This window comes from Bradyrhizobium sp. 187, from assembly GCF_023101005.1.
Taxonomy (GTDB): Bacteria; Pseudomonadota; Alphaproteobacteria; order Rhizobiales; family Xanthobacteraceae; genus Bradyrhizobium; species Bradyrhizobium canariense_D.
The window spans coordinates 5,919,626-5,945,797 of record NZ_CP064693.1 but is presented as its reverse complement, the minus strand read 5'-3'; the positions used below and the strand labels follow the sequence as shown (position 1 = coordinate 5,945,797).

Below are 26,172 nucleotides of genomic sequence, written 5' to 3'. Positions count from 1 at the left end.
TTCGCGGAATGTTAATCATGTCGCGTCTTGGCGCGGTGCGAGGGGACTGCAAAAACGACTTGGACACCATGGTGGCGCTAGCGTCGGTTGCATATTTTCCCGATGCCTCCGGGTCTAGCGATGTCCGCCTCCGATTGTGCCATGACAGAAACTCCGGAAGTGCTGTTGGCCGCGCTCGAACGCGCCGACGAGGGCATCGTCATCGTCGACAGCGCGCATCGCATCACGCATTTCAATGCCGGTGCGGAGCGGATTTGGAAACTCGCACGCGCTGATGTGCTCGGTCACGACGCCGAAATTCTCACCCTCAAATGCCTTCAGGCCGATCCGGTTGCAGAATTCCGTGACGAGATCAGCCTCGTGCGAAACGACGGCAGCCGCATCCGGGCGGCCATCTCGCTTTCATCCATTGCAAGTGAAGGCATCACCTATCGCATCGTGTTCGCGCGCGACGTCACCGCGAATGCCGAACGCCGCGCCAGGATCGGGCTTCTCCACGCCGTCTCCGACCAGACCAACCGCGCGGTGCTCATCACCGACACCGACCAGAGCATCGTCTACGTCAATGCCGCCTTCACGACGCTGTTCGGCTACACCAGCGAGGAAGCCGAGGGCCGCCGTGCCAGGGGCCTGCTCGCCGGCCGCCACACCGATCGCAAGGCCGTTGCGAAGCTCGTCAAGCGCCTGATGGAGGGTGGCCACCGCGGCGAGGTCGAGATGCTCGCCTATGACAAGGACGGCGAGGAGATCTGGGTCTGCGCCCGCATCGATGCCTTCCGCGACAGGAAGGGCCAGGTCAAGCACATCTTCGCGCTGCTCGAGGATATCACCGAGACCAAGCAGCTGCGCTCGCTGCAGCAGCTCATCATGGGCGCGCTCGCCGACGAGGTTCCGATCGGCGAGATTGCCGACCGGCTGTGCCGCCGTGTCGAGCAGATCGCGCCCGACGTCGTCTGTTCGCTGCTTCATATCGATGCCGCGGGCCTGATCCATCCGCTCGGCGGCCCAAGTCTGCCCGAGGACTATTCCCGCGCACTGGACGGCGTTGCCATCGGCCCCAATGTCGGCTCGTGCGGAACCGCGGCCTTCTACGGCGAGCCGGTGCTGGCGACGGATCTGGAGACCGATCCGCGCTGGCGGCCGTACAAGGCGATGCCGCTCGCGATTGGCCTGCGCGCATGCTGGTCGACGCCGGTCAAGGCCAAGGACGGACGGGTCATCGCCACGTTCGCCTTCTACTACCGGGAGCCGCGCGCGCCGAGCAATTGGCATCGGCGCATCGTCGAGGCCTGCGTCAATCTCGGCGCTTTCGCGATCGAGCGCAAGGAAGCGCGCGCCGAGATCGCGCGGCTCGCCTATCACGATATCCTCACGGGCCTGCCGAACCGCGCGCAATTGCGGCGCCTGATCACCACCGCCATCGATGCCTGCCCGACCGGCAGCCACGTCGCGCTGGCCTTCCTCGACGTCGATCATTTCAAGGACGTCAACGACACACTCGGTCATGCCGCCGGCGACGAGCTCCTGATCCAGCTCGCGCAGCGCCTGCGCGAGCAGATCGGGCCCGAGGACATGCTGGGGCGACTCGGCGGCGACGAGTTCGTGATCCTGCTGCCGCAGCGCAACGCCGAGGGTGCCGAGCGCGTCGCGGCCGGAATCACCGAAGCGCTGGCCGCGCCGCTGCGGCTCGGCTCCAGGCAACTGCAGATGTCGGCGAGCATCGGCGTCAGCCTCTATCCCGATCACGCCACCGACATCGACACCCTGATGCAGCAGGCGGACGCGGCCATGTACATGGCCAAGCAGGCCGGCCGCTCGACCCATCGCCTGTTCAGCGCCGAGATGAACGGGCTCACCGAGCAGCGGCTGGCCTTGATTGCGGCGCTGCGCCGCGCCATCGCCGAGGGCGCGCTGACCCTCCGCTATCAGCCGCAGATCCGCAGCTGCGACGGCGCGATCCATGGCGTCGAGGCGCTGGCGCGCTGGCACGATGCCGAGCTTGGCGACGTCTCGCCGGCAAAATTCATCCCACTCGCCGAAGAGTGCGGCCTGATCGAGCAGATCGGCCTGTGGTCCGTGCGCGAGGCCTGCCGGCAGATGGCGAGCTGGCGCCGCGCCGGGCTGAACATTCCATCTGTGTCGGTGAATCTGTCGCCGATTAATTTCCGCAACGTCACGCTGGCCGCGCGGCTCAAGGACATCCTCGCCGAATACGATCTGGCGGCGGATGCGCTGATGCTCGAGATCACCGAGGGCGCGTTCATGCAGGACAGCGTCGCCGCGCTCGAGACGATGAACGCGATCCGGGAGCTCGGCGTCGGGCTTTCCGTGGACGATTTCGGCACCGGCTATTCCAGCCTCAGCCGGCTCGCCCATCTGCCGATCCGCGAGCTCAAGATCGACCGCAGCTTCATGCGCGACATCGAGCGTGACGCTGGCGCGCTCGCGATCGCCACCGCTGTGGTGCGCGTCGGGCAGGGCCTCGGCATGACTGTCGTCGGGGAAGGAGTTGAGACCGAGGCGCAGCGCAAAGTGCTGGCCGAGCTCGGCTGCGACGTCGTGCAAGGCTTCCTCTACGCGCCCGCGCTCGCGCCCGTAGCGTTCGAGCGCTGGCTGATCGAGCACTGCGCTGAGCAGGCGCGGGCGATGCTCGCTCGTCTCGACATTGCACCGGCCGGCGCGACCGAGGTGAAGCGATCGGCGTAGAGCATCTGCCCTCGGAGCCGCCACGGCAGCAACGACTGGCTAGTCATCGAAATCAACGAAACGCGTTACTTCGATCGTGTCTGGTTTGATTTTGCTCGGCATTGACGCGGCAATGCATAGTGAACGGTCAGCAGGCTTTCGTTCCTGTCATCGAAAATCAAGTGATCGGTCAAGGCCATTTCCGCGCGCATCGCGTTGCAGCAGAAGATCATCCATCGATTGAACGTGGGCAGCTGGCTCATGGAGCGGTAAAGCTCGCCACACTCGATGGTCAGGTTCGGCCGGCCTTGCGCGTTCGCCAATTCGAGCCGGGATCGAATCTCTTGCCGGAAACGATCCGTTGAAACCATGCGACATCCGATTGCCGAAAACCCTTCTGAGAGGGGGATCAGCCGGCCAATAATGAAATCGAGCGAGGAACCCCGTCAACTCAGACGCCAGGCCGGGTGACCATAGAGCAATGCCAACACAAAGATACAGCTAATAAAGCCGATCGGATTGATGCGCTCGTCTCGCTATTGGGTGACGGCGTTCCTATATGCTCGAGATCACCGCCCGCCCTTGGCAGTTATCGGTGACTGAGAGCATTTCGCTCCCGCCTCAACCACGCAGGCGGTCGCATGTCCGATATCCCAAAATACAAATCTCCTGGACCGATTGGTATCTCGGGTGCCGGTGCGGGTCGCTGCGTCGGCCTGCATGCAGCGGAATCCATTTTCAATTGATCTGCGGCAGCGATCTCGCACGCAGATCGTCAGGAGGTTTACGTGGCAAACACAGCAACGATCCGAAATTCGAACGGACTTCCGGCCACATTCACGGGATCGAAGACCGGGCAGGACGACGCTCCGTTTGTCTTCGTCAAGGTCGGCGATGAAGAGCGCCGCATGCGAAGGGCCGAATGGGATGCGCTTCCGCCCTGGACCGGTCCGCGCCCGGCACGAACAGCCAACGACTGATCGCACAGCCTTGGGGAGGCCCGCTTGACGGTCGAACATGCCATCGTGCGAACCAAGCCGAAGCCCTGGGGCAGTCTCGATCTGCGGCCCTGGAGTGAGACGTCGACGAGCGACGGGCCGATCGGGGAATTGTGGTTCGAGCGCCCAGGTCTTGCTGCGCCCAAGACGACGTTGCTGCTCAAAATGCTCTTCACCACCGAGCCGCTGTCGATTCAAGTTCATCCGGATGATGCGTTCGCGCGCTCGATCGGGCTTGCCAATGGCAAGACCGAAGCCTGGTATATCGTCTCCGCGATCCCCGGCGCCCGGGTCGCGGTGGGATTGAACCATTTGCGCTCCGCCGCGGAGTTGCGAACCGCGATCACTGATGGCTCGATCGCCGATATCGTGGATTGGCAGCCGGTTCATCCAGGCGACGTCATTCTCATTCCTGCTGGAACGATCCACGCGATCGGCGCCGGCATCGTGCTCGTGGAAATCCAGCAGCACAGCGACGCCACGTTCCGGCTGTTCGACTATGGACGAGCGCGCGAACTGCACATCGACCATGCCGTCGCGGTGGCGACGGCAGGCCCACGCCAGATTCAATCGCCGTCCGAACGCCTGAGCGGCGCGCGAACGGTCCTCACGGTCAATTCCTATTTTGCGCTGGAGCAGACGGACCTTGCTCCTGGCTCCGTTTGGATGCTCGACGCACCGAAAGAGACCTGGCTGCTGGCGATAGAAGGCCAGGCCCAACTCGGCTCGACGAGGCTGGCGCCGGGGGACGCGATCTTCCTGGAAGCCGACCATGCGGAAATCGAGGTCGGTGCGAGCGGCTTGAAAGCGCTGCTGGCCTATCCCGGCCCGAAGATAAACCCTGCTGCGCTAACAGAGCGCAGTGCCGCGAGCGCCAGTCTCGCACCGCACGCCTTTCCCGGCACCCTGGTCCCGTCTCCCTTCGAGACCGCCACGCTCAAACAATCGGAGACGCCAAATTGGCTGCCGTAAATCGTATCGCATTCATCGGCAATTCGCTTCCCCGCCGCTGCGGCATCGCGACCTTCACTACTGACTTGCAGAGCGCCGTTGCGGCGTCCCGGAGTGATCTGGAGACGGTCATCGTCGCGATGACCGATCACGGCCAGGTCTACGATTATCCTGCCACCGTGGGCCTGGAGATCAACGACGACAGGCAAGATGATTATGTCCGTGCGGCTGCCTATCTGAACAGCGGCGGCTTCGAGGCCGTTTCGCTGCAACACGAATTCGGAATTTTCGGCGGCGAAGCCGGAGGCCAGATCATGGCGCTTCTGTCGCGCCTGACCATACCGATCGTGACAACCCTGCATACGGTCTTGTCCGAGCCGACCGAGGCTCAGCGCGACGTCATCACGCGCATCGTCGAGTGCTCGTCCAAGATCGTCGTGATGGCTGAAAAAGGCCGGGAGTTGTTGCGCTCCGTCTATCAAGTGGCTGACGAGAAGATCGAGATCATCCCGCACGGCATCCCGGAATTTGCGTTCGTCGAACCCGACGCGGCCAAGGCTGCGCTCGGATTCAGCAACAAGTCGGTCATCCTGACCTTCGGATTGCTGTCGCCGAACAAGGGCATCGAAGTCATGATCGATGCGATGCCTTCGATTCTGAAGACCCGACCCGACGCCGTTTACGTCGTCCTCGGTGCGACGCATCCCAACCTCGTGCGCGACCGTGGCGAAGCTTATCGTGAGTCCCTGATGGCGCACGCGCGCCAGGCTGGCGTCGAGGATCACGTCGTGTTCCTCGATCAGTTCGTCGACAAGAAAACGCTGCTCGATTTCATCTCGATGTCTGACGTCTACGTGACGCCGTACCTCAGTGAGGCCCAGATGACCTCGGGCACGCTGGCCTACAGTTTTGGCCTCGGTAAGGCCGTGGTGTCCACCCCGTATTGGCATGCCCGTGAACTATTGGCCGAGGGCCGCGGCATCCTGGTTCCGTTTGGCGACGCGGCAGCGCTCGGCATTGAAATCGCCAAGTTGCTCACCAACGACGTGCTTCGGCAGGCGATGCGCAAGCGCGCCTATTCGAGCAGCCGCGCGATGACATGGGAAAGAACCGCCGAGCGCTATATGTCGGTCTTCGAGAACGCCGGCCGCCGGCATCGGCTCAAGACCATCGCGCGTATGGATACTGGCACGCTGCTGCGCGACAGCCGCGCCCCGCCGGAAATGCAGCTCGGCCATTTCCTGTCGATGTGCGACGACACGGGACTGTTTCAGCATGCCGTTCATAGCGTGCCGGATCGTGCCCACGGCTATTGCGTCGACGACAACGCCCGGGCGCTGCTCGTGGCCTGTGCGCTCAACAATCCGGGTGAAGAGCGGCTGCCGGAAGCGCTGACGGCGCGATTTGCCGCTTTCGTCCAGCACGCCTGGAATCCGGATACACGACGATTTCGCAATTTCATGGGCTTCAACCGCTGCTGGTTGGAGGATAAGGGGTCGGAGGACAGTCACGGACGTACGCTCTGGGCCATGGGGGTGTGCGCGTTGACCGACGCCAGCTCGTCGCGGCGCTCATGGGCCGGGGCCTTGTTTTCCGAAGCAATGGCGACAGTGGAAGATTTTCGTTCGCCCCGTGCGTGGGCGTTCGTATTGCTGGGCCTCGATGCTTACTGCTCGGCTGTCCCGGGCGATGTCCAGGCGACCCGCCTGCGTGCCGTGCTTGCCGATCGGTTGATCTTGATCTTCGACACCGTGGCAACCGGCGATTGGGTCTGGTTCGAGGACGGGTTGGCCTATGATAACGCGCGCTTGCCCCAGGCGCTGATCATAACCGGTCTTGCCAGCAAGACATCGCGCTATGTCAATATCGGGCTGGAGTCGTTGCGCTGGCTTGTGAAGCGGCAAACCTCAGCGAAAGGCCAATTCCGCCCGATCGGCACGGCGGGGTTTGGCGATCGACGCCAGCCGTCGCAAGCCTTCGACCAGCAGCCGCTGGAGGCCGCGGCGACCATCGCGGCATGCCTCGCCGCGTGGCGGGCCGATCACGATGTCGAGTGGAAAGCCGAAGCCGCGCGGGTCTTCGCGTGGTTTCTGGGCAGCAACGACCTGTCGGCCTCGCTGGTCGATCTGGAGACCGGAAGCTGCCGGGATGGCCTGCATCCCGATCGTCCCAATGAGAACCGGGGAGGGGAATCCGTGGTGTCTTATTTGCTTGGGCTTTCCGAGATTCGGCAAATTGCCCGCCTGAGCGAAAGCCGGGCCAAGCCTGCTCCTCTCGTCGCTTGACGGAGCAGGATTACGATTTCCTCCTTCAACCCATCGAGGCCGTCTTGTCGCAATCTCCCTTCCTCAAACGTCAAGCCCTTCAGCTGCGGCCTGATCCGACCCGTGTCATCGTTCGGCCTTTCAAGCCGGCAACAGAGCCGCGCGACCTCAATCCGACGGACAAGACCCGCGCCAACCATATCGTCGAACGGGTCCTCGCGCTCGATGCCGAGACGGCTGACCGGCAATTGGCCGACGTTCTGGAGAATTTCCTCGGCCGTCACCGCAACCTGTTGCAGATATTCGAGACACGCGCCGCGGAAATGGAAGAGGCGCTGGCCGACCATGCTGTATTCACGCAGGTGCAGCGCCAACTCGCGGGCGCCTATTTTCTCAACGAATATTCGTTCGAGGCCTCGGCATTGTTCAATCCGAGTATCGTGCCGCATCCCGATCAATCCGGAACGCCGGAAGGCAGCCTTCGCTTCATCCTGAGTCTTCGTGCCGTCGGCGAGGGTCACGTGTCGTCCCTGACATTTCGCTCGGGGCTTATTGCGGCAGACGGGACCGTGACCATCGACCCGACGGCGCGCCTTGCATCCAGCCCCGATCTCGCCAAGCTGACATCGGGCGCCGGCGGCGACGAGATTGATGTTACATTTGCGGCCGGCCAGGATCTGAGCGAGCGGGTGATTTTCCCGGTCACTGAAGCGCAGTCGAACGGGATCGAGGACGCCCGCTTTGTGCATTTCAGCAACGCCGGCGAGACGATCTACTACGCGACCTACACCGCTTATAGCGGACGGGCGATCCGGTCGGAGCTGATCGAGACGTCCGACTTTGTATCGTTCCGGCTATCGACCCTGAAAGGCAGTGCCGCGCGCAACAAGGGCATGGCGTTATTCCCGCGCAAGATCGGGGGCAGATATGCGATGATCGCGCGCCAGGACAACGAGAACCTCTATCTGATCTTTTCCGACGACCTCCAGACGTGGGATGGCGGCCAGCCGATTCTGAAGCCGCGATACCCCTGGGAATTTGTGCAGATCGGCAATTGCGGATCACCCATCGAACTCGACGTCGGGTGGCTGCTTCTGACGCACGGCGTCGGACCTTTGCGAAAATATTCGATCGGGGCCGCGCTGCTCGACAAGAACGACCCTTCGAAGGTGCTCGGCCGCCTGCGCGAGCCACTATTGCGCCCGGACCCTTCCGAACGCGAAGGATATGTTCCAAACGTCGTCTACACTTGCGGCGCGATGCGCCACCACGACAAGATCATCTTCCCCTACGCGGTTTCCGACAGCTATTGCAATTTCGCGACCATCGAGATCGCATCCTTGATTGCGGCCATGGACAGGAGCGCATAGGAACTGCGCTGACCGTTCTCGACACCATCCGGTGGATTGGAAAAAGCGTGAAGCGGTCGGCGCAGAACACTGCGTCGAGCTGGTGATGTCCGGACTCAAGCATCCGGTTGCAGGAACGTGCCGTACTGCTTGGTCGCGGCGACCGCGGCCGCGGCCTGTCCGATCACCCGCATCGCTGCCAGCATCGGCCACGGCCCGAGGCTGACCCGCCGAACGCCGACGCGAGCCAGATCCGGAAGTGCGGGAACGCCTTGTGTCACCATGATGTTGACCGGCAGAGGCGTGAGCTGAACGAACTTTTCAATGAGAGCGAGGTCGGTGAGGCCGGGGACGAAAATTCCGTCGGCGCCGGCCTCGGCATAGACCTTCGCCCGCCTTGCCGCTTCGTTCATGCACTCGTCCGGCGATCCGAATTTCAGCAGGAACGGATCTGTTCTCGCATTGATGAATAGCTGAACTCCCAGATCTTTCGCGGCGTCGCGCACGGCCTTGATCTTGGCGGCATGGAGTTCGGGATTGACCAGTTGCCGCTTTCCCCCCGATAGCCCGTCCTCGATATTGATGCCGACGGCGCCGGCTTTCAAAATCTCGGTCGCCGATCTGGCGGCGGCCTCCGGGGTGTCGCCATATCCTGCCTCCAGATCGATTGAGACTGGAACCGACACGGCCGCAGTCATCCGCGATACGAGGCCGGTCACCATGTCGAACGGGACATTTTCTCCGTCGGCGTATCCAAGTGCGGAGGCGACCGCGCCGCTGCTGGTCGCGATGGCCGGAGCGGTCTTCGCGATGGCTTTGGCGGTGGCGGCGTCCCAGGCGTTGAACAGGACGAGCGGATCGCCCTTCCTGTGAAGGGCATGAAAGGTCTCGGCGTATTGATGTTGTGTCTTGGCGTCCATTGCGCGCACTCCAGATTAGAAAATCGAAGGATGTTGTGGGCCACCGCCCTCTGCGTTCAGTCAGGCGCGTGCGTCTTGAACCAGTCCATGATCAGGCCGGTGACTTCTTCCTCACGCTCGAGGTGCGGGAAGTGCCCGACATCGGGCAGGACAATCCGCTTGTGCGGCCCCTTGAACAGCGGCTCCTCCTTGACCGAGTACCTCGCTGTCGGATCGTTGCTGCCATAGATCGTCAGCGTCGGCGTGTGCATGTCATTGATCGGCAGCCGGCCCGTGAGCCCCGCATCGGTCAGGCCTCCGTAATATTTCAGCGCTGCGGCCATCGTGCCGGGCGAGCTGAGTGTCTCCTTGATCGAACGGATGTGCTCGGCATTGTTGAATGTCGGTGACCACAGCTTCCAGAGATAGTCGACAAAGGGGAGGCCCTCGGTATTGACCGCGGATTCGGCGCCGGGCAGCTGGAAAAAATAGACGTGGAAGACGGCTCGAACGAGCTCCGGATCCCGTCTGATGCTCGAAATTGTAATCGGGTGCGCGGTGTTCATGACCACGGCGGCCTTGATTGCCGATGGCGCCGTGGCCAGCGCCTGAAAGGTCGAGGTGCCGCCCCAATCCATGCCGACGACGCGTGCCTGTCCGTCGTCGCTCAGCGCCGCGATGAGGGCTTCGAGATCCTTGCCCAGTGCGATCGGATCGAAAATGCCGTCCGCCGGAATCTCGGTCGGCGCATAGCCACGCAGGAACGGCGCGACGGCACGATACCCGGCATCCGCGAAGACCTTCAGCTGCTTTCGATACGACCAGGCATTGTCGGGAAAGCCGTGCAGGAGCATGACCAGGGGGCCATCGCCCTGTTCGAGATAGGCGAAGCGCACGCCGTTGGCCTGCACGTATTTCAAGGCGGGTTCGGTGCCCCTGGTATCCGCTTGGGCATTCGCTTGTCGTGCCGCGCTCCGAGTATTCATCGTCATTCTCCATGTGATCGAGCCTGCGATCCAAATTATGTGCGGAGTGCACATATCGTCAAGTTGTTTTTTGTGCGCTCCGCACATATTGTCGGCGTATGGAAACTGGAATCGCAAATTTGCTGGGGGCGCTTTCGCTCGCCGTCATGGATCGGATCGAGCAGGGCGCGCGCGAGGTCATCGGCCGCGGTGGCGAGACCCCTGCGGCACTGGTCGTCATCGGCTATGGCCAGGGCATGACCAACGACAAGCTGCGGCGGATCCTTGGCCTGTCGCATTCAGGAACGGTCCGGCTGGTGGATCGTCTGGTGTCGGATCGGCTGGTCGAACGTCGGCCCGGACAGGATGGCCGCGAGGTTGCCTTGCACCTGACGGCGAAGGGCGCCGCAACCCGCAACGATTTGATGACTTCGCGGATTTCGGCCGTCGCGTCGCTTCTGGATGTACTGTCGCCGGCTGAAACGAAGCGCCTTGAAACGCTGCTCCATGAGTTGTTGGCTCGGCAGGATACCTCCGAGATAGATCGCTTCACGATCTGCCGCATGTGCGACGACAGCGCTTGTACGAATTGCCCCTTGCCCACGGACAAGGGCAAACGCGCTCGCTAGCGGGCGCGCTCGAGACTATCATCCGGCTTGGGCGCAACGCGCGTTCACATCGCGGAAAGGAACGTCCGGCGTTTCCCCACGTTGTCGGCCCACCAGCACAAGCCGGGCCATACGATGAAGAAGATCGCCACCATCCTTGTCATGCTCTGTGCCTTTCCGGCGGCCGCCCGCGCGGACAGCTGGAGCGGCTATCGCATTCCCGAGACCGGGACCAGCGTCGATATCCCTTCGTCCATCTTCACCGAGCAAGCCGGCCGGCCCGACGGCTATGGCATGCAGTACCGGACCAGCGACGGCCGTGCGGATTTGACGGTGCAGGCCGTTCCCAACGACGGCAGCTCACCGGCCGCTTTCCTGGCGCGGAAGAATCCGCCGCCCGGCATCACCTACAAGCGCATCACGCCGCGCTTCTTCGTGGTCTCCAGCACCCGGGGCGGCAAGATCTGGTACGACCGCTGCAACTTTGGCCGCCGCTACGTGCATTGCGTGCTGATCAACTATCCGGCCGCCGAGAAGCGGCAGTGGGATGCACTCGTGACCCGCGTCAGCCGCACGCTGAGCGGCGGTTGATCCGTTCACCAGCGAAAAACCTGCTCACAAAGAAAAACTGCCCGCAGGTTGCGGGCAGCAGTCTCGTGAGGATGTTCAGCGCACGTTGGTCGATGTCGTCGACATGGTCGGCTTGGAGCCCGGCACGTGCGACATGGTCTTGGTGGTCGACCCGACCTCCTCGCCCGCCTTCACTTTCGTGCGGGTGTGGGAGCGGCTGAACGTACCACCCTCATGCGCCTGCGCGCGCGCATTGGAATTGAGCACCGGACCGTTGCCCTTGTTCATGCTGGTGCCGGACTGCGCCTTGCCGTTGGCAGACGCGGCGCTGCCGCCCGCTGCAATCGACGAGCCGGTCTGTCCGGAGCCCGACGTCGACGTGCCGCCGGTGCCAAGCGTGCTGGCCGAGGTGCCGCCGGCCGCGGCCGAGCCCCCGGTGCCGCCGGTCATGCTGGTTTGCGCCGACAACGGCGAGGCGACGGCCAGCAGGAGTGCGACCGACGAGGTCGCGATCAACATTCTCATCTGTGAAATCCTTTTGCTATGGCGACGATGTCGAGATGGTGCAGCCGTTGACCGTGACGGTGCTCGCGCTGGTCGAACCCGGGCCGCCGGCCGTCGAGGACGAACTCGACACGTTGCCGCCACCGGCCTGGACGTGCACCGACGATCCGCCGGCCGAGCTAGAGCTCGACAGCGAGCCGCTCGATGAGGTCGAGCCGGTGGTGCCCGAACCCGATGACCCCAGCGCGGTAATGCTGCCGTCGGGATGTTTTTCCACCGTGACCCGGCAGGTCTCGCCGGACGCGGTCTTGCCGGTTTTCTGCATGGTTTCCCCCGCAGCGGCGCTGCTCATCAAAGTCAAAACTGCGATCGCAACGATTGGTCTGTTCATGCCAGTCCTCCTCAGGAAGGACGAAGGAGCGGCATTGCTGCCGCTCCGCCGGCCGGATGTCAGTCCTTGTCCTTCTTCATCTCGTCCTTGTGGTGGCCTTTGCCCTTTTCCATGCCCATGTCGCTGGCATGTCCCGCGGAGGAGCCGGCCGCTCCCACGGTCGAGCCGCTCTTGCCGCCGCCGGCCGACGAGCCGCCCGTGCCGACTGTCGATGCCGAGTTGGAGCCGGAGCCTGCCGCAGAGCCGCCGGTGCCGACGCTGGACGAACTCTTGCCGCCACCCGCCGACGAACCACCGGTGCCGAGCGTCGAGGCCGAGCCTGAGCCGCTGCCGGAGCCTGCGGCGGAGCCGCCAGTGCCGATCGACGAACTGCTGGTGCCGCCGCCCGCCGACGAGCCGCCGGTGCCAAGCGTCGAGGCCGAGCCCGATCCGCTGCCCGAACCCGCCGATGAACCGCCCGTGCCTACGGTCGAGTTGCTGGTGCCACCGCCGGCTGACGACCCGCCAGTGCCGACCGTCGAACTCGACTGCGCCACGGCGAGCGCGGTACCGGCCAGCAGCGCAGCTGCGGCCGCAGACAATTTCAGAATCCTCATCGCTGTCTCCTCGAATGATCAAATTGCCAAAACAGGCACGGGATAAAGTGGCAAGCTGCAGAAACGTTCCTTGGATCGGTATGAGGATGTGGAAAATGCGCGCGAGAATTGCGACGAGGTTCCAGCGGCGCGGCGCGGCGCGCCGATGCCGAGCGGGAACAGCGAAGCGCGACGATCTGAAGAAAACAAACGCTACTTCAACGACAATCCCGTCCTGCGCCGCAGATCCGTGATCGCGCGCAGAAAACTGTCGGCCGGCGTCGTCTCCGGATCGATCAGGCGGTGCAGGCGAAAGCCGTCTTCCAATGCCAGCACGACGGAGGCCATCCAGGGGGGATTGAGCGTGTCGCCCTTCGCGTTGCTCTTCAGCGTTGCCTCGATGATGTCGGCGACCAGCTTGCGCCGCGCGCGCAGGCGCTTTGCAAGCTCCGGTCGGCGCTTCTCGGCGCGGGCGACAAACAGGATCATCTCCATGTGGAGCAGCGGCGAGCGGCCGAGCGGATCCTGCCTTGTGCGATCCATCGCCTTCAGCGCCGCGATGAAGTCGTCGAGATTGTCGTGCTGCGCGAGGATGTCCATGTTGCGCCGGATCGACTGCGCGACATGCTCCTCGAGCATGGCGATAATCAGCTCGTCCTTGCTCTTGAAGTTGGAATAGAACGCGCCGCGGCTAAATCCGGCCGCCGCCGCGATCGCCTCGATGCTGGCGCCGCCGATGCCGTCCTGCTCGAACACGCGCGCCGCCGCCTCGAACAGCCTGTCGCGCGTGTCGTCCCTGGTCGGCCTAGTTCTCACCCTTGACATCGGGGCAGTTTAGGGCAAAATGCAACTCGATACAACAATGTATCGAGTTGATAATTCCGGGATGGTTACGCTGCGCAAGAGGGGCTGCGGCGTATGCGATTCATGCGGCAACCGATATGAGGTCACCATGAACGAGCACGTGCAGGGCACCGGCGGTCCGCTGTTCAACCCGCTGTCGCCGGACTTCATCCGCGATCCCTATCCGCATTATGACCGGCTCCGCGCGATCTACCCGATTCACGTGACGCCGTTCGGCCAGTTCGTCGCCAGCCGCCATGCCGATGTCAGCCTTGTGATGCGCGACAAGCGTTTTGGCAAGGATTTCGTCGAGCGCTCCAGGCGCCGCTATAGCGAAAAGATCATGGAGGAGCCGGTCTTCCGCAGCATGAGCCACTGGATGCTGCAGGCCGATCCGCCCGACCACACCCGCCTGCGCGGCCTCGTCGTGAAGGCCTTCACCGCCCGCCGCGTCGAGGACATGCGGCCACGCATCCAGGAGATCGTCGACCAGACCATCGATGCCGTGATCGACCGCGGCCACATGGACCTGATCGAAGACTTCGCCTTCCGCCTGCCTGTGACCATCATCTGCGACATGCTCGGCATCCCCGAGGACCATCGCGAGACTTTCTATAACAGCTCGCGCGATGGCGGACGGCTGCTCGATCCCGTGCCGCTCTCGCCGGAGGAGATCGCCAAGGGCAACGCCGGCAACATGATGGCGCAGATGTATTTCCAGCAGCTGTTCGAACTGCGTCGCAGAAATCCCGGCGACGATCTCATCACCCAGCTGGTGCAGGCCGAGGAAGACGGCAACAAGCTCACCAACGAGGAACTGACCGCCAACATCATCCTTTTGTTCGGCGCCGGCCACGAGACCACGGTCAATCTGATCGGCAACGGCCTGCTGGCGCTGCATCGCAATCCGGACCAGCTCGCGCTTTTGAAGGCGCGGCCGGACCTGATGGTGGGCGCGATCGAGGAGTTTCTGCGCTACGATTCCTCGGTGCAGATGACCGGGCGGGTCGCGCTGGAGGATATCGACGATCTCGGCGGCGCCAAGATCCCCAAGGGCGAGACCGTGCTCTGCCTGCTGGGCTCGGCCAACCGCGACCCGGCGGTCTATCCTGACCGCCCCGACCGGCTCGACGTCACCCGCCAGAATGTGAGGCCGCTGTCGTTCGGCGGTGGCATCCATTTCTGCCTGGGGGCCCAATTGGCCCGGCTCGAGGCCGAGATCGCCATCGCCACGCTGTTGCGTCGGCTGCCCAACCTGCGCATCGACGACGTCGAAAACCCCGAATGGCGGCCGACCTTCGTGCTGCGCGGCCTGAAGCGGCTGCCTGCGAGCTGGTGATGGCTCGCCGGCGTTAACCTCCGCGCGCAACAGTCGCTGTGACTTCGCCACACTTCCCCCTATATAAGGGGCTGTTCCGGTACGTCTGAGGCCCTGCGGCTCAGGCAAGGCCCGCATCCGGTTTGGCCGAGGGGAGACCCGTGCAGACGACGCTGCTCGGATTGGCGATTGCCTTTATCTTAGCGCTGCTGGCCGCTCTGATCGGACCGTACTTCGTCGACTGGAACCAGTTCAGGCCCCAGTTCGAAGCAGAGGCCGGCAGGATCATCGGCGTGCCGGTGCGGGTGGCGGGCGAGCTCGACGCGCGGCTGCTGCCGGCGCCGACGCTGCGGCTGCGCGCGGTCACCTTCGGCGGCAACAACGATCTCGGCCGCCTGCGCGCCGACAAGCTCGACGTCGAGTTCAGCCTGAGCTCGCTGATGCGCGGCGAATGGCGCGCCACCGAGCTTTCGGTCAACGGCATGGCGGTCGATCTCGGTCTCGACGCGCGCGGGCGGGTCGATTTGCCGTCCACCGCGAGCGGCAGCTTCAATCTGGCATCGCTGGCGATCGAGCGGCTGAACCTCACCGGCCGCATCGCCCTGCATGATGCCGCCAGCCATTCGACACTGGAGCTCAACGACATCGCTTTCTCCGGCGATGTGCGCTCGCTGGCCGGCTCGGTCCGGGGCGACGGCAGTTTTGCCCTCAGCGGCGTGCGCTATCCGTTCCGCGTCTCCTCCGGCCCGAGCGCCGACGGCAACGCCACCCGCCTCCACCTCAACATCGATCCCGGCGAGCGCGCGATCCTCGCCGATCTCGAAGGCGTGCTCGCCTTCGACAACCGCCTGCCGAAATTCGAGGGCGCGCTGACGTTCGCCGTGCCGGCGCCGAAGAAGCCGGGCGAGGCGGGGCCGATGCTTTGGAAGCTCACGACGAAACTCAAGGCTGATCCGGCCGGCGCCAAGTTCGAGCAGGTCGACGCCAGCTTCGGGTCCGAAGACTCCGCGCTGAAGCTCGGCGGCGTCGGCGATATCAGGTTCGGGGCTTCGCCGCTGCTGCGTGCGGTGCTGTCGGCGCGCCAGGTCGATGCCGACAAGCTGACCGGCAAGGACGAGCCGCAGCGCATCCTTCCGGCGCTCCGCGCAGGCCTCGCCGCAATCCCGCAGGCGCCGATCCCGGCACAGATCGAGTTCAACTCCGACCAGATCATGCTCGGCGCACGCCCGCTCCAGAACATCACGGCCGAGCTTGCGACCGACGGGCGATCCTGGACCTTCCAGCGGCTCGAGCTGCGCGCGCCGGGACAGACGCAGCTCTCGCTCAACGGCGCGACGCCCGGCGCCGACAGCTTCAGCGGCCGTCTCAGCGTCGATTCCTCCGATCCCGATACGCTAGTGGCCTGGCTCCAGGGCCGCAGCGAGGTCAACCGCCGCAGCACGCGGCCGCTGCGCCTTGCCGGTGACGTGACCATCGCTGCCAACCATTTCGCCATCGACAGGCTGAAGGCCGAGATCGACGGCGGCGCGGTCGAAGGCCGCATCGCTTTCGTCCAGACCGGCGCGAGCAAGGGCTCGCGGATCGACGCGGAGCTCAAGGCCGACCGCCTTGACCTCGATGCGGCCGCAAGTTTTGTGCGCGCGCTTTCGGGACCGCAGGGCGAATGGCCGGAGGAAGCGAAGCTGTCGCTCGATATCGGCCGCGCGATCTCGGCCGGGCAGGAGCTGCGGCCGTTCACCGCGAAACTCGGCTACGGCCCCGCATCGCTCTCGCTGGAGCAGTTGCGGTTCGGCCAGGCCAGTGGCGTGACCACGGAAGCAAGTGGCAGCTTCGACCGCGCCAAGGCCACGGGCAAGCTCGCGCTGAAATCCTCCGCCAATTCGCTGCGCGATCTCACTGCACTGCTCGAGCCGTTTGCGCCATCGGTGCGCGCGCGCTTCGACGCCATCCCGTCGCTGCCGGGTGCGACCCGCCTGAAGCTCGACCTCAGCCTCGACAAGAACGCCGAGCACGCCGATCGCAACGACGCGCGCGCTGTCCTCGAACTCGACGCGCCCCAGCTCAAGGCCACCGCGACGCTGGCTGCGCAGACGCCGGTGGCCGCCGTCAACGGCATCGACGTCGACCGCTTGCGCAACAGCGACTTCACGCTGGACTCGAAAGTCGCGACACCGCAAGCCAGTGCACTGCTGGCGTTGCTCGGGCTCGATCGCGTGGTGGCCGCAGGCGAGGGCGCTTCGCAGTTCGAAGGCCGCTTGAGCGGCGCGTGGCGCCATCAGCTGCAATTGAATGCAAAGCTTAGCGGCGGCGGGCTGGACGCGGACGCACAAGGCAACGTCGAATTGTCGGAGCCGAAAGGCAGCGTGAATTTGCGCGTGCGCAACGCCAATCTGGCGCCGCTGTTCGGGACCAGCCCGGCCGATAAATCGGTGCAGAGCGTCAATCTGTCTTCGCGCGTCGGCCTCTCCGGCAACCGCCTGACCTTCAACGATCTCGACAGCACCCTGGCCGGCTCGCATTTGCGCGGTCATCTGGCGGTGACGCTCGATCAGGAGAAGACCGTCGACGGCGAAGTCGGCCTCGATACGCTCGACCTCGTGCCCGCGCTCGCGATGGCCATCGGCGCGGCCGGACACGATGCCAATGCGCCGCTGAGTGCCGGGCTTCTCGGCGGCTGGCGCGGCCGCGTCGCCTTCCAGGCGTTGCACGGCACGTTGCCCGGCGGCATCGAGCTGCGCCCCTTCGGCGGTACGGTCCGGAGCGACGGTCAGTCGCTCGCGCTCGACGCAATGAAGGGCGGCGTCGGCGGCGGCGAGATCTCGGCGAGCCTCGATGCGCGCAATGTCGCCAATGGTCTGACGCTGAACGCGCGTATCGAGCTCGGCAATGTCGACGCGGCGACGCTGCGGTACCGCGACCTCGCGCTGCCGAAGGGACGCGCCTCGGCGCAGATGGCGCTGACCAGCCAGGGCCGCAGCGTTGCGGCGCTCACCGGTGCGCTCGCCGGCAACGGCACGGTGACGCTCGAATCCGCTGAAATCTCCGGCCTCAATCCGCGCGCCTTCGAAATCGCGATCCGCGCCAGCGACGGCGGCCAAATTGCCGACGACAATCGATTGCGGCAGCTGGTCGAGCCCGCACTGTCGGCGGGTCCGATTGCAGTGGCCTCGGCGCAGATCCCGTTCACGATCCGAGACGGGCGCCTGCGCGTCGGCGCAACGTCGCTAGAGGCGAAGAACGCGCGTGCCATCGTCTCCGGCGGCTACGACATCCCCGCCGACCAGGCCGACATCCGCGCCAACCTGACGCCGATCATGACCGGGCTCTCCGGCGCGCCGCCGGAAATCCAGCTGTTCGCGGCCGGTCCCCCCGACAGGCTCAATCGCACCGTCGATCTCGGGCCGCTGTCGTCGTGGCTCGCGGTACGCACGATCGATCGCGAGACGCGCCGGCTGGACGCCATCGAGCGCGGCGAACCGCCGCCGGCGACCGCCGCGTTGCCGACCCTGGTGTCCCCAGACCCGGTGCCGGAGCCGTCGCTCACGGATGTGCCGATGCCCGGCCGCGATCCGCGCCGTGCGCCGCCGCCGAAGCCCAAGTCCGATATCAGGGTTGCGCCGACGCCAAAGGCGCCGCAGGCCGCTCCCGCGGCACCAAGCCCGCCGCTTGCAAGCACGCAGATCGCGCCGTTGCCTCCGCCGATCGACGTGAGGCCGGCCCCGGGCCCGCCGCCCGCAAAGCCCAAGCCAAAGCCGCCGCTGGTGCTGACGCCGTCAAATCCGTAGGCGATAGTCCGTCATGCCCGGGCTTGTCCCGGGCATCCACGTTCTCCGTCCCAGGCGGTGAGACGTGGATGGCCGGGACAAGCCCGGCCATGACGCCGGAGAGACACCCTCACCCCAACCCTCTCCCGCAAGCGGGAGAGGGGGCGCAGCTTCCTCGTGACGTACCGGTAAACTCATTCCCTCGCTTTTTATCGAATTTTCCCCGGCAAAACTGATCTGCCGACTTTACCGGATTCTCGCGTTTGTTCCCTAGCCTCTGTTCCCAGAGGAACTCGGCGTCCTGCCGGCACAAGCAGGATGGCCAGCCAAGAACTGGGGTCATCGGGATGAACGGCGCGACAACACTTCTGCAGGATCTGGACGACGCAATCGCACGCGGCACCGACGAAAGCCGGACCAAGGCGTTGTGGCACGCGACCGACATTCTGATCACCGGTCGCTACAGCGACGACGAGATCAGCACGTTCGGCGAAGTCATCGGCCGGCTCGCCGACGAGATCGAGGTCGCCGCACGGGTGCAGCTCTCCGAGGTGATGGCAGCCTGCGATCACGCTCCGCTCAATGTCGTTGCGCAACTCGCGATCGCCGACGAAATCGAGGTCGCCGGTCCCGTGCTGCGCGATTCCAATCGTATCGACGAGAAGCTGCTGGTCGAGAGCGCCATGACCAAGAGCCAGTCGCATCTGCTCGCGATCGCCCAGCGCAAGTCGATCGGCGAGGCCGTCACCGACGTTCTGGTCAAGCGCGGCGACCAGGAGGTCGTGGCGTCGGTTGCCCGGAACGAGGGCGCGCGCTTTTCAGGTTCGGGCCTGCTCCACATGGTCCGCCGCGCCGAGGGTGACTCGATTCTCGCCGAGCAGCTTGGCCTGCGCAAGGACGTGCCGCGTCACATCTTCCAGCAGCTGATCTCGAAGGCGTCGGAGGACGTCCGCCGCCGGCTCGAGCACGAGCGCCCGGAAATGATGGCGCAGATCCAGAGCTCGGTAAGCGACGTCACCGGCGACCTGCAGTCCAAGTTCGGCCCGTCCTCGCGCAGCTATTTCGTCGCCAAGCGCGTGGTGACGACGCAGTACCGGCAGGGCAACCTCAACCAGGACTCGATCTCGAACTATGCGCGCCAGCACCGCTTCGACGAGGTGCAGATCGGCCTGTCGCTGTTGTCGTCGCTGCCGGTCGACGTGATCGAGCGTGCGATGATGGACCGCAATCGCGAGATGATCCTGGTGCTGTGCAAGGCGCTCGACTTCTCCTGGGACACCACCATGTCGCTGCTGTTCCTCGGCGCCAAGGATCATCTGATCACGGCGCGCGAGCTCCACGACAACGAACGCGATTTCGGCAAGCTCAAGATCGAGACCTCGCGCAGCGTCTTGAAGTTCTACCAGTCGCGCAAGACCGGCGCCGATCCCGTCACGGGTCGTCAGCCCGAGCTGCAGGTGCACTGAGCGGTACACCGAACAGGTACACCGAGCATCATCCGGGAATTGGTATTTGCAATGTTGCCTCAATTCGGCACCGCCGTTCGCAAGAAGAACCTCAACAACGCCGCAGCCGGCGAGATCGGCGGCGGAGCAGCGGACCAGACCTCGGTCGATGCGGCATGGCTCGTGCTGGAAGCCGCCAACGACCTCGGCGACCATGCCGCGATCGAGGCTTGCCGCCGCGTCATCGACGCCGAGCTGAACGGCACGGCGGCCGGCAGCGCGGATGTCGATCTCGTGCTCGGGTATTTCAGGTAAGACTCCGCGGGCGTCCGCTCCATCCGCGCGATAGCGGCTGTTTCCACACCGTCATTGCGAGCGCAGGGCACCGCCGTCGCTCCTTCAATGGCACATTAACGCGCCGACAGCCCCAGACCGCGCGGCCATCCCGCGAACACGCGCATCGCACGCAGCTGTGATCTCCGGAACCGGCCGACGCGGGTAACGACCGAAGCTCCCCTTCGTACAGCCTTCAGCGAGCGTAGTCTCGCAGAGCTGATGGATGTGAAACCGGGGAGACATGGTCGGATGAAAGAGTTCAACGTCGCTGAGGTCGGGGGCGGTTCCTATCGTCCTCTTGCCATTCTGCGCTGGGTCATGGTGATCATCTTCGTATCGTTTGGCATGCAGAAATTCACGCCGCAATCTGCGCAGGGCATCGCGCAGTTCATCAGCAACAGCCCGTTCATCTCCTGGCTGTCGGTGTTCGGCCTGAGGGGAGAGGCCTATGTCCTCGGTGTCGCTGAATTCGTGATTGCGGCGCTGCTCGCGGCAGGCAGCTTCAGCCCGGTTTCGTCCGCCCTCGGTTCATTCATGGGCATGGTGACCTTTGCGATCACCTGGTCGTTCTTCTTCACGACGCCCGGCGTGGTCAAATGGAGCCTTTCATCCGATCCGATGGCGTGGAATCTGACCGGCGAATTTCTGTTCAAGGACATCGTCCTGCTGTGCGTTTGCGCGGTGTTGTTTCTGGCCTCCCTGCCGCAATCGGTTGTCCGGCTGCGCACCGGGTGATCGTCAGGCGGTCTCTCACCGCCGGATCCGGTAGAGGACGCCGTTCTCGCCGTGACGGAACGTGGTTCGCTCGAGGAGATAGTTGGACTTCTCCAGAACGCGGCGCGATGCGCCATTTCCGACATAGACCAGGCCAATGAGGGACGGCAGCTCGTGGTGTAACAGTCCAATATCGGTGAGTGCGGTCGCGGTCTCGCTTGCAAGGCCACGGCCCCAGAATTCGCGCTTGAACGCGTAGGCAATCTCGATCTCGTCGACACCGTCCACGAGGATATGCCTGATGCCCGCTCGCCCGGCGAATGCCCCGTCTTTCGTTCGCAGCACCCACAGACCGAAGCCATGCTGATCCCAATGCGCCATATTGGCGTCGAGAGAGGTCTTCGTCTTCTCCGCCGAACGGACGCCGCCGAGATAGCGCGAAACCTCGGCATCGAGATGCAACGCGACGAGGTCGGCGAGATGATTTCCGTTCAGCCTCTCGGCCGTCAGGTTCTCGGTGCTGAAATGATCCATGGATCCGGATAGCCGCTTTCGGAGCAGGGCAGGATGACGCGCCTTCGCCGCCCCCTCATGATTTCTAACACATCCTAACGGGCAATTTCGGCGGCATCCGGTCAATGTCTCCATGGAAAAGCGGTGGAATTTCCTAACAAGCACGAAGGTCAACGGAGATTGCATGACGTCCAAAACGCAAATCGAATCACTGCAACGGCCCGCGAGCGTCTCGCGCCGCGGCTTCGTGGGAGGCCTGTCGGCGGGCGTTCTGGGGGCGGTTGCGACCGAAGCGGCGGCGGCGCAAACCCTGGCCGAAATCCCTGATCGCGGGCCCGGGGCCGATCTCGGTGCGCACAGCGAACGATCGCGCTTCGTCAAGATCGATCGCATTCCCGAGGCAACACCAGGCAAGCGCAACGTCGACCCCAGTGATGCCATCAACTCCAAGACGCCGCATCAGAAGCTGGTGGGCAACATCACACCAACCGATCTGCATTACGAGCGCAGCCATTCCGGGGTGCCGGACATCGATCCGGCGCAGCACCGTCTGCTCATCCATGGCCTGGTTCAGAAGCCGCTGGTGTTCAGCGTCGACGATCTTAAGCGGATGCCGTCCGTCACGCGCGTGGTCTTCATCGAATGTACCGGAAACGGCTGGGAAAACTGGAAGAAGGCAGACCCTGACCTGACGGTGCAGAACACGCACGGCCTCGTCAGCACCAATGAGTGGACTGGCGTTCCGCTGAAGTTCCTCATTGGTCTCGCGGGCAAGGAGAAGATCTCGAACTGGATGCTCGCGGAGGGAGGCGACGGTGCGGGCGTCGACCGCAGCATTCCGTTGACCGACGAAATCTTGAACGAGGCCTTTGTCGCCTACGGTCAGAACGGCGAACCACTGCGCCCCGCGCACGGGTTTCCAATGCGACTGGTGATGCCGGGTTTCGAGGGCAACCTCAACATCAAATGGCTGCGCCGTCTCAAGTTCGGCACTGAGCCCTGGATGACCCGCTGGGAGACGGCGCGCTACACGCAGCTGCTCGCCAACGGCAAGGCCCGCCAGTTCCAGCTGAGGATGGAAACCAACTCCGTCATCACACAGCCCTCGGGCACGATGCAGATCCAGCCCGGCTACAACATTATCTCCGGTCTCGCCTGGAGCGGCCATGGCAAGATCGCCAGGGTCGAGATATCGACCGACGGCGCGAAAATCTGGAAACAGGCGCAGCTGAATCAGCCGGTGCTGTCGAAGGCCCAGGTTCGATTTCAGATGGACTGGGTGTGGGACGGTAAGCCGACAAGGATCGTGAGCCGCTCGACCGACGAGCAAGGCAACGTTCAGCCGGACCGGCAGTCCTTCATCGCCGCGATGGGGAGCAATGCGCTGTTCCACTACAACGCCCAGCAGACCTGGAGCATCGACGAGGCCGGGAGGGTCCGCAATGTCCTCGCATAATAATAGGCTTGTCGCAGCGGCTCTCGCGCTCGGCCTGCTCGCGGCGCCCGCATTTGCATTCGATTTCGGCCGTCCCGCGACTCCGGAGGAGATCAAGCTATGGGACATCGACGTCACACCCGATGGCAAGGGTCTGCCTGTCGGCGGCGGCACGGTTGCGCAGGGTAAGCAGGTCTTCGCCGACAATTGCGCGGCCTGTCATGGCGACAACGGCCAGGGCGGGATCAAGGATCGTCTGGCCGGTGGGCAGGGCACACTCGCCTCCAGCACGCCGGTCAAGACCGTCGGCAGCTTCTGGCCCTATGCGACGACCTTGTACGACTACATTCACCGCGCGATGCCATATCCCACACCGGGTTCGCTCAGCACCGACGACACCTATGCCGTCACCGCCTACATCCTGAGTCTGAATGGCATCGTTTCCGCCGACGGCAAGGTTGATAAGGACAGCTTGCCGAAGATCAAGATGCCCAACCGCGACGGCTTCATTCCGGACCCGGAATTCGATCCGGCAAAACTATTCCGCAAGAAATGAGCGTGTGATCATGAGGGTTTCGGCGCTGGTCAAGATCCTCGCTTTGGTTGCTGCGACATGTTTATGGGAGACCCATGCAATGGCCGTCGACGGACTGATCACGATCAGGAGCAGTTTCGGGCCTGAAGAGACGATGAAGCGGCTGGAAGAGGAAGTGATAGTCAAGGGCCTCACAATATTCGCCCATGTCGATCATGCCGCGGGCGCCGCCGCTGCCGGCCTGCCGTTGCGCCCGACCAATCTCATCATTTTCGGGAACGCCAGGGGTGGTACGCCATTGATGCAGCAGTCGCAGACCAGCGGCATCGATCTGCCGCTGAAGGCGCTGGTCTGGCAGGACGAACAAGGCGCGACCTGGTTGTCCTACAATGATCCGGCGTATATCGCCGGGCGTTACGACATCGGCGAGCCGGCCAAGGCTGCAATTGTCGCCATGACGGCGGCCCTGCACGCGATCGCGACCAAAGTCACCGCCCCCTAGCGCAATGGTACGACCGCGCGACGCGTGCGCCATGAGGAGAGATCCATGAACAGTACAGACGGGCAACCTGAATCACCCGTTCCCGGAGACGGCAAGATCGCCAGATGGCTGGTCATAGCGGTGCTATGCGCCTTCCTCGTCGGTGCCGGCGCGCTCGGCTATCTCGGCTGGTTCAGCACGACAACGGAGGTGCCAGCGTCGGGCTATGTCGCACTGGTGCTCGGTGTCGTGTTTTCGCTGGTGGTCGGCATCGGCTTGATGGCGCTGGTGTTCTACAGCAGCCGCAAGGGTTATGACGAACCGGCGGTGCTGATCCAGGAGCCCAAGAGCGATTCGAACGAAGAAGGCGTCTCAGGCTCCACCACACCGAGCGAGCGCACTGAGCGAGTACGCTGAGCCGGATGCTCGCTTCGAATTCCGAGGTGGGTCTTCGTCCTCTCCGCCGGACGCACGCCGCCGAGATATCGGGACACCCCGGCATGGAGATGCAATGCGACGAGGTCGGCCAGGTGATCCTCACGAAGCCTGTCGGCGGTTAGCCTAGCCGTGCTGAAATGTTCCATTGGGAACAGATAGCCCCTTCCAAGGCGGAGGGTCGAGTAACATTGACGCGGAATAACTTGGCTGGCAGTGCTTCTTACCATTGCAAGGACGCGCTTTGTTGGGGGGCACGGTCGTCCAGCGAAGTTCCGACGCGGAGTGGCAATGGATTTCGAGCGCGACATAGCCAAGATCAGCGGGATCGCTGCGGTCTCGACCATCCTCGACGTGGTCAGCCGGACCGCCGGTATGGGGTTTACGGCCGTTGCGCGCGTCACCGAGGACAGGTGGATCACATGTGCCTCGCGTGACGAACTTGCGTTCGGGCTGAAGCCCGGTGACGAGCTCAAGGTCGAGACCACGATCTGCCATGAGATTCGGCAGAGCCGTGAGGCTGTTGTCATCGACAATGTCAGCGAAGATGCCGGCTACTGCAAGCATCACACGCCTGCACAATATGGCTTCCAAAGCTACATCTCCGTGCCGATCATTCTGCCCGACGGTTCATTCTTCGGAACTCTTTGTGCGATCGATCCGAAGCCGCGCAAGCTTCGGACTCCCCAAGTCATCGGCATGTTCAAGCTTTTTGCCGAGCTGATCGCGTCTCATCTCGAAGCGGCCGAGCGCGTCGAACTGATCGAGAACAGGCTCGCGCTGGAACAACGCAATGCGGAACTGCGCGAGCAGTTCATCGCCGTGCTCGGTCACGACCTCCGAAACCCTCTTGCCTCGATCCAGGGCGGCCTGCGGCTTCTGAACAAGAAGGTCGATGACGAGGGGAAGAACTGGATCAACCTCCTGCAGGGAAGCGTGGGCCGGATGGCGGGCCTGATCGACAATGTCATGGACTTCGCCCGCGCGCGGCTCGGCGCCGGGATGCAGCTCAAGTTGAAAGAACAGCCACTCGAGCCTGTCATCAGGCAAATTGTCGCGGAGTTCGAGAACGTGCACCCGGATCGCGTCATCGAAACGGTCGTCAACGTTCCGGGACCTGTGAGAATCGACGCCGACCGCATAGGTCAGATGCTGTCCAATCTTCTCGGCAACGCGATTTCCTATGGCGCCGCCGACAAGCCGATCAGGGTGCTGGCGCAGACGACCGGCGCTGGCTTTGATCTCAGCGTTGCCAACAAAGGCGCGCCAATTCCGGCTGATGCGATCCCGCGCCTTTTCACTGCGTTCGATCGCGGCGACGTTCTGCCGAACCAGAAAGGGCTTGGGCTCGGACTGTACATTGCCCAAGAGATCGCGCGCGCCCATGGCGGGTTGATCGTCGCGTCGTCGATGCGGGATGAAACGGTGTTCACCGCGACGTTTCCGGCGAGCCCGGCCCGCGGCTGAGAAGGCGTGCTACGCCGGCCTAGCTTGCCGTCACGAAGCGTCGCGCCAATTCTCCGACAATACCATCATGCGCCTGTTTTGCGCGACGGTGCAACCGGCGAACAGCTGATAGCGCTGATTGTGCGAG

Annotated in this window: 25 protein-coding genes; 17 read left to right on the top strand and 8 right to left on the bottom strand. The window is 63.9% G+C overall.

Going from position 1 to position 26,172, the window contains the following annotated elements:
- Positions 1-120 precede the first annotated feature (120 nt).
- The gene (locus IVB19_RS28810; RefSeq protein ID WP_247820433.1) at positions 121-2,706 is read left to right on the top strand and encodes an EAL domain-containing protein; all 2,586 of its coding nucleotides are present in this window, start codon (positions 121-123) and stop codon (positions 2,704-2,706) included.
- A gap of 65 nt (positions 2,707-2,771) precedes the next feature.
- Here the strand turns inward: IVB19_RS28810 and IVB19_RS28805 are convergent, their stop codons facing one another.
- A complete protein-coding gene (locus IVB19_RS28805; RefSeq protein WP_143273233.1) occupies positions 2,772-3,056 on the bottom strand; it encodes a hypothetical protein in 285 nt (94 codons plus the stop codon).
- 417 nt (positions 3,057-3,473) lie between these two features.
- On the opposite strand from IVB19_RS28805, the gene IVB19_RS28800 reads away from it, so the two are divergent.
- Genes IVB19_RS28800 through IVB19_RS28785 form a run of 4 tightly spaced genes read left to right on the top strand, consistent with a single transcriptional unit; the run spans position 3,474 to position 8,268 of the window.
- Positions 3,474-3,665, top strand: coding sequence for a hypothetical protein (locus IVB19_RS28800; protein WP_018454304.1), 192 nt, complete (start codon positions 3,474-3,476; stop codon positions 3,663-3,665).
- Positions 3,666-3,689: 24 nt separating this feature from the next.
- Positions 3,690-4,655, top strand: a complete 966-nt coding sequence (locus IVB19_RS28795) for a cupin domain-containing protein (RefSeq protein ID WP_018454305.1) — start codon at positions 3,690-3,692, stop codon at positions 4,653-4,655.
- Positions 4,643-6,919, top strand: coding sequence for a glycosyltransferase family 4 protein (locus IVB19_RS28790; protein WP_247821722.1), 2,277 nt, complete (start codon positions 4,643-4,645; stop codon positions 6,917-6,919). The genes IVB19_RS28795 and IVB19_RS28790 overlap by 13 nt, the downstream gene beginning before the upstream one ends.
- 44 nt (positions 6,920-6,963) lie before the next feature.
- Positions 6,964-8,268 carry a glycoside hydrolase family 130 protein gene (locus IVB19_RS28785; RefSeq protein ID WP_085360783.1) on the top strand — a complete coding sequence of 435 codons (1,305 nt, stop codon included), beginning with the start codon at positions 6,964-6,966 and terminating at the stop codon, positions 8,266-8,268.
- A gap of 95 nt (positions 8,269-8,363) precedes the next feature.
- On the opposite strand, the gene IVB19_RS28780 is transcribed toward IVB19_RS28785, so the two are convergent.
- Together IVB19_RS28780 and IVB19_RS28775 are read right to left on the bottom strand one after the other, a co-directional pair.
- Complete coding sequence (locus IVB19_RS28780) at positions 8,364-9,167, bottom strand: isocitrate lyase/PEP mutase family protein (RefSeq protein WP_085360645.1); 804 nt, start codon at positions 9,165-9,167, stop codon at positions 8,364-8,366.
- A 56-nt stretch (positions 9,168-9,223) separates the two neighbouring features.
- On the bottom strand, positions 9,224-10,132 hold the full coding sequence (locus IVB19_RS28775; RefSeq protein ID WP_247820432.1) for an alpha/beta fold hydrolase: 909 nt from the start codon (positions 10,130-10,132) through the stop codon (positions 9,224-9,226).
- Positions 10,133-10,278: 146 nt separating this feature from the next.
- Between IVB19_RS28775 and IVB19_RS28770 the strand changes: the two genes are divergently transcribed.
- Positions 10,279-10,740: a MarR family winged helix-turn-helix transcriptional regulator gene (locus IVB19_RS28770; RefSeq protein ID WP_247820431.1), complete on the top strand. Its 462-nt coding sequence runs from the start codon at positions 10,279-10,281 to the stop codon at positions 10,738-10,740.
- A gap of 114 nt (positions 10,741-10,854) precedes the next feature.
- The gene (locus IVB19_RS28765; RefSeq protein WP_026232713.1) at positions 10,855-11,310 is read left to right on the top strand and encodes a hypothetical protein; all 456 of its coding nucleotides are present in this window, start codon (positions 10,855-10,857) and stop codon (positions 11,308-11,310) included.
- Between the two features lie 75 nt (positions 11,311-11,385).
- Here IVB19_RS28765 and IVB19_RS28760 read toward each other — a convergent pair whose 3' ends face one another.
- The 4 genes from IVB19_RS28760 to IVB19_RS28745 all read right to left on the bottom strand — a co-directional run bounded on the left by IVB19_RS28760 (position 11,386) and on the right by IVB19_RS28745 (position 13,584).
- Complete coding sequence (locus tag IVB19_RS28760; RefSeq protein ID WP_524536771.1) at positions 11,386-11,808, bottom strand: hypothetical protein; 423 nt, start codon at positions 11,806-11,808, stop codon at positions 11,386-11,388.
- Positions 11,809-11,830: 22 nt separating this feature from the next.
- The gene (locus IVB19_RS28755; RefSeq protein WP_026232714.1) at positions 11,831-12,184 is read right to left on the bottom strand and encodes a hypothetical protein; all 354 of its coding nucleotides are present in this window, start codon (positions 12,182-12,184) and stop codon (positions 11,831-11,833) included.
- Between the two features lie 59 nt (positions 12,185-12,243).
- Positions 12,244-12,780 (bottom strand): hypothetical protein, encoded by a 537-nt coding sequence (locus IVB19_RS28750; RefSeq protein WP_018454314.1) that lies wholly within the window; start codon positions 12,778-12,780, stop codon positions 12,244-12,246.
- Positions 12,781-12,972: 192 nt separating this feature from the next.
- The gene (locus IVB19_RS28745) at positions 12,973-13,584 is read right to left on the bottom strand and encodes a TetR/AcrR family transcriptional regulator (protein ID WP_018454315.1); all 612 of its coding nucleotides are present in this window, start codon (positions 13,582-13,584) and stop codon (positions 12,973-12,975) included.
- 127 nt (positions 13,585-13,711) lie between these two features.
- Between IVB19_RS28745 and IVB19_RS28740 the strand changes: the two genes are divergently transcribed.
- The 5 genes from IVB19_RS28740 (at position 13,712) to IVB19_RS28720 (ending at position 21,200) form a co-directional block, all read left to right on the top strand.
- Positions 13,712-14,941: a cytochrome P450 gene (locus IVB19_RS28740; protein ID WP_247820429.1), complete on the top strand. Its 1,230-nt coding sequence runs from the start codon at positions 13,712-13,714 to the stop codon at positions 14,939-14,941.
- Positions 14,942-15,081: 140 nt separating this feature from the next.
- A complete protein-coding gene (locus tag IVB19_RS28735) occupies positions 15,082-18,705 on the top strand; it encodes an AsmA family protein (protein WP_247820428.1) in 3,624 nt (1,207 codons plus the stop codon).
- A gap of 326 nt (positions 18,706-19,031) precedes the next feature.
- Entirely contained in the window at positions 19,032-20,150 is a 1,119-nt protein-coding gene (locus IVB19_RS28730; protein WP_085350272.1) for a DUF2336 domain-containing protein, read from the top strand.
- Positions 20,151-20,201: 51 nt separating this feature from the next.
- Positions 20,202-20,444: a hypothetical protein gene (locus IVB19_RS28725; RefSeq protein WP_247820427.1), complete on the top strand. Its 243-nt coding sequence runs from the start codon at positions 20,202-20,204 to the stop codon at positions 20,442-20,444.
- Between the two features lie 270 nt (positions 20,445-20,714).
- The gene (locus IVB19_RS28720; protein ID WP_085360657.1) at positions 20,715-21,200 is read left to right on the top strand and encodes a YkgB family protein; all 486 of its coding nucleotides are present in this window, start codon (positions 20,715-20,717) and stop codon (positions 21,198-21,200) included.
- A 15-nt stretch (positions 21,201-21,215) separates the two neighbouring features.
- Here IVB19_RS28720 and IVB19_RS28715 read toward each other — a convergent pair whose 3' ends face one another.
- A complete protein-coding gene (locus IVB19_RS28715; RefSeq protein ID WP_247820426.1) occupies positions 21,216-21,713 on the bottom strand; it encodes a GNAT family N-acetyltransferase in 498 nt (165 codons plus the stop codon).
- 163 nt (positions 21,714-21,876) lie between these two features.
- On the opposite strand from IVB19_RS28715, the gene soxC reads away from it, so the two are divergent.
- The 5 genes from soxC to IVB19_RS28685 all read left to right on the top strand — a co-directional run bounded on the left by soxC (position 21,877) and on the right by IVB19_RS28685 (position 26,045).
- On the top strand, positions 21,877-23,148 hold the full coding sequence (gene soxC, locus IVB19_RS28710; RefSeq protein WP_247820425.1) for a sulfite dehydrogenase: 1,272 nt from the start codon (positions 21,877-21,879) through the stop codon (positions 23,146-23,148).
- A complete protein-coding gene (locus IVB19_RS28705; RefSeq protein WP_247820424.1) occupies positions 23,135-23,683 on the top strand; it encodes a c-type cytochrome in 549 nt (182 codons plus the stop codon). The genes soxC and IVB19_RS28705 overlap by 14 nt, the downstream gene beginning before the upstream one ends.
- A gap of 10 nt (positions 23,684-23,693) precedes the next feature.
- Positions 23,694-24,164: a DUF302 domain-containing protein gene (locus IVB19_RS28700; protein WP_247820423.1), complete on the top strand. Its 471-nt coding sequence runs from the start codon at positions 23,694-23,696 to the stop codon at positions 24,162-24,164.
- A 45-nt stretch (positions 24,165-24,209) separates the two neighbouring features.
- Positions 24,210-24,560, top strand: coding sequence for a hypothetical protein (locus IVB19_RS28695; protein ID WP_247820422.1), 351 nt, complete (start codon positions 24,210-24,212; stop codon positions 24,558-24,560).
- Positions 24,561-24,869: 309 nt separating this feature from the next.
- Positions 24,870-26,045: a GAF domain-containing sensor histidine kinase gene (locus tag IVB19_RS28685; protein WP_247820421.1), complete on the top strand. Its 1,176-nt coding sequence runs from the start codon at positions 24,870-24,872 to the stop codon at positions 26,043-26,045.
- Positions 26,046-26,172: the final 127 nt, after the last annotated feature.

Excerpts from the sequence above, each read along its gene's own strand:
- IVB19_RS28810 (WP_247820433.1), top strand. The coding sequence starts at position 121 with ATGTCCGCCTCCGATTGTGCCATGACAGAAACTCCGGAAGTGCTGTTG.
- IVB19_RS28805 (WP_143273233.1), bottom strand. The coding sequence starts at position 3,056 with ATGGTTTCAACGGATCGTTTCCGGCAAGAGATTCGATCCCGGCTCGAA.
- IVB19_RS28780 (WP_085360645.1), bottom strand. The coding sequence starts at position 9,167 with ATGGACGCCAAGACACAACATCAATACGCCGAGACCTTTCATGCCCTT.
- IVB19_RS28775 (WP_247820432.1), bottom strand. The coding sequence starts at position 10,132 with ATGAATACTCGGAGCGCGGCACGACAAGCGAATGCCCAAGCGGATACC.
- IVB19_RS28770 (WP_247820431.1), top strand. The coding sequence starts at position 10,279 with ATGGATCGGATCGAGCAGGGCGCGCGCGAGGTCATCGGCCGCGGTGGC.
- IVB19_RS28765 (WP_026232713.1), top strand. The coding sequence starts at position 10,855 with ATGAAGAAGATCGCCACCATCCTTGTCATGCTCTGTGCCTTTCCGGCG.
- IVB19_RS28760 (WP_524536771.1), bottom strand. The coding sequence starts at position 11,808 with ATGTTGATCGCGACCTCGTCGGTCGCACTCCTGCTGGCCGTCGCCTCG.
- IVB19_RS28755 (WP_026232714.1), bottom strand. The coding sequence starts at position 12,184 with ATGAACAGACCAATCGTTGCGATCGCAGTTTTGACTTTGATGAGCAGC.
- IVB19_RS28750 (WP_018454314.1), bottom strand. The coding sequence starts at position 12,780 with ATGAGGATTCTGAAATTGTCTGCGGCCGCAGCTGCGCTGCTGGCCGGT.
- IVB19_RS28745 (WP_018454315.1), bottom strand. The coding sequence starts at position 13,584 with ATGTCAAGGGTGAGAACTAGGCCGACCAGGGACGACACGCGCGACAGG.
- IVB19_RS28740 (WP_247820429.1), top strand. The coding sequence starts at position 13,712 with ATGAACGAGCACGTGCAGGGCACCGGCGGTCCGCTGTTCAACCCGCTG.
- IVB19_RS28730 (WP_085350272.1), top strand. The coding sequence starts at position 19,032 with ATGAACGGCGCGACAACACTTCTGCAGGATCTGGACGACGCAATCGCA.
- IVB19_RS28725 (WP_247820427.1), top strand. The coding sequence starts at position 20,202 with ATGTTGCCTCAATTCGGCACCGCCGTTCGCAAGAAGAACCTCAACAAC.
- IVB19_RS28720 (WP_085360657.1), top strand. The coding sequence starts at position 20,715 with ATGAAAGAGTTCAACGTCGCTGAGGTCGGGGGCGGTTCCTATCGTCCT.
- IVB19_RS28715 (WP_247820426.1), bottom strand. The coding sequence starts at position 21,713 with ATGGATCATTTCAGCACCGAGAACCTGACGGCCGAGAGGCTGAACGGA.
- soxC (WP_247820425.1), top strand. The coding sequence starts at position 21,877 with ATGACGTCCAAAACGCAAATCGAATCACTGCAACGGCCCGCGAGCGTC.
- IVB19_RS28705 (WP_247820424.1), top strand. The coding sequence starts at position 23,135 with ATGTCCTCGCATAATAATAGGCTTGTCGCAGCGGCTCTCGCGCTCGGC.
- IVB19_RS28700 (WP_247820423.1), top strand. The coding sequence starts at position 23,694 with ATGAGGGTTTCGGCGCTGGTCAAGATCCTCGCTTTGGTTGCTGCGACA.
- IVB19_RS28695 (WP_247820422.1), top strand. The coding sequence starts at position 24,210 with ATGAACAGTACAGACGGGCAACCTGAATCACCCGTTCCCGGAGACGGC.
- IVB19_RS28685 (WP_247820421.1), top strand. The coding sequence starts at position 24,870 with ATGGATTTCGAGCGCGACATAGCCAAGATCAGCGGGATCGCTGCGGTC.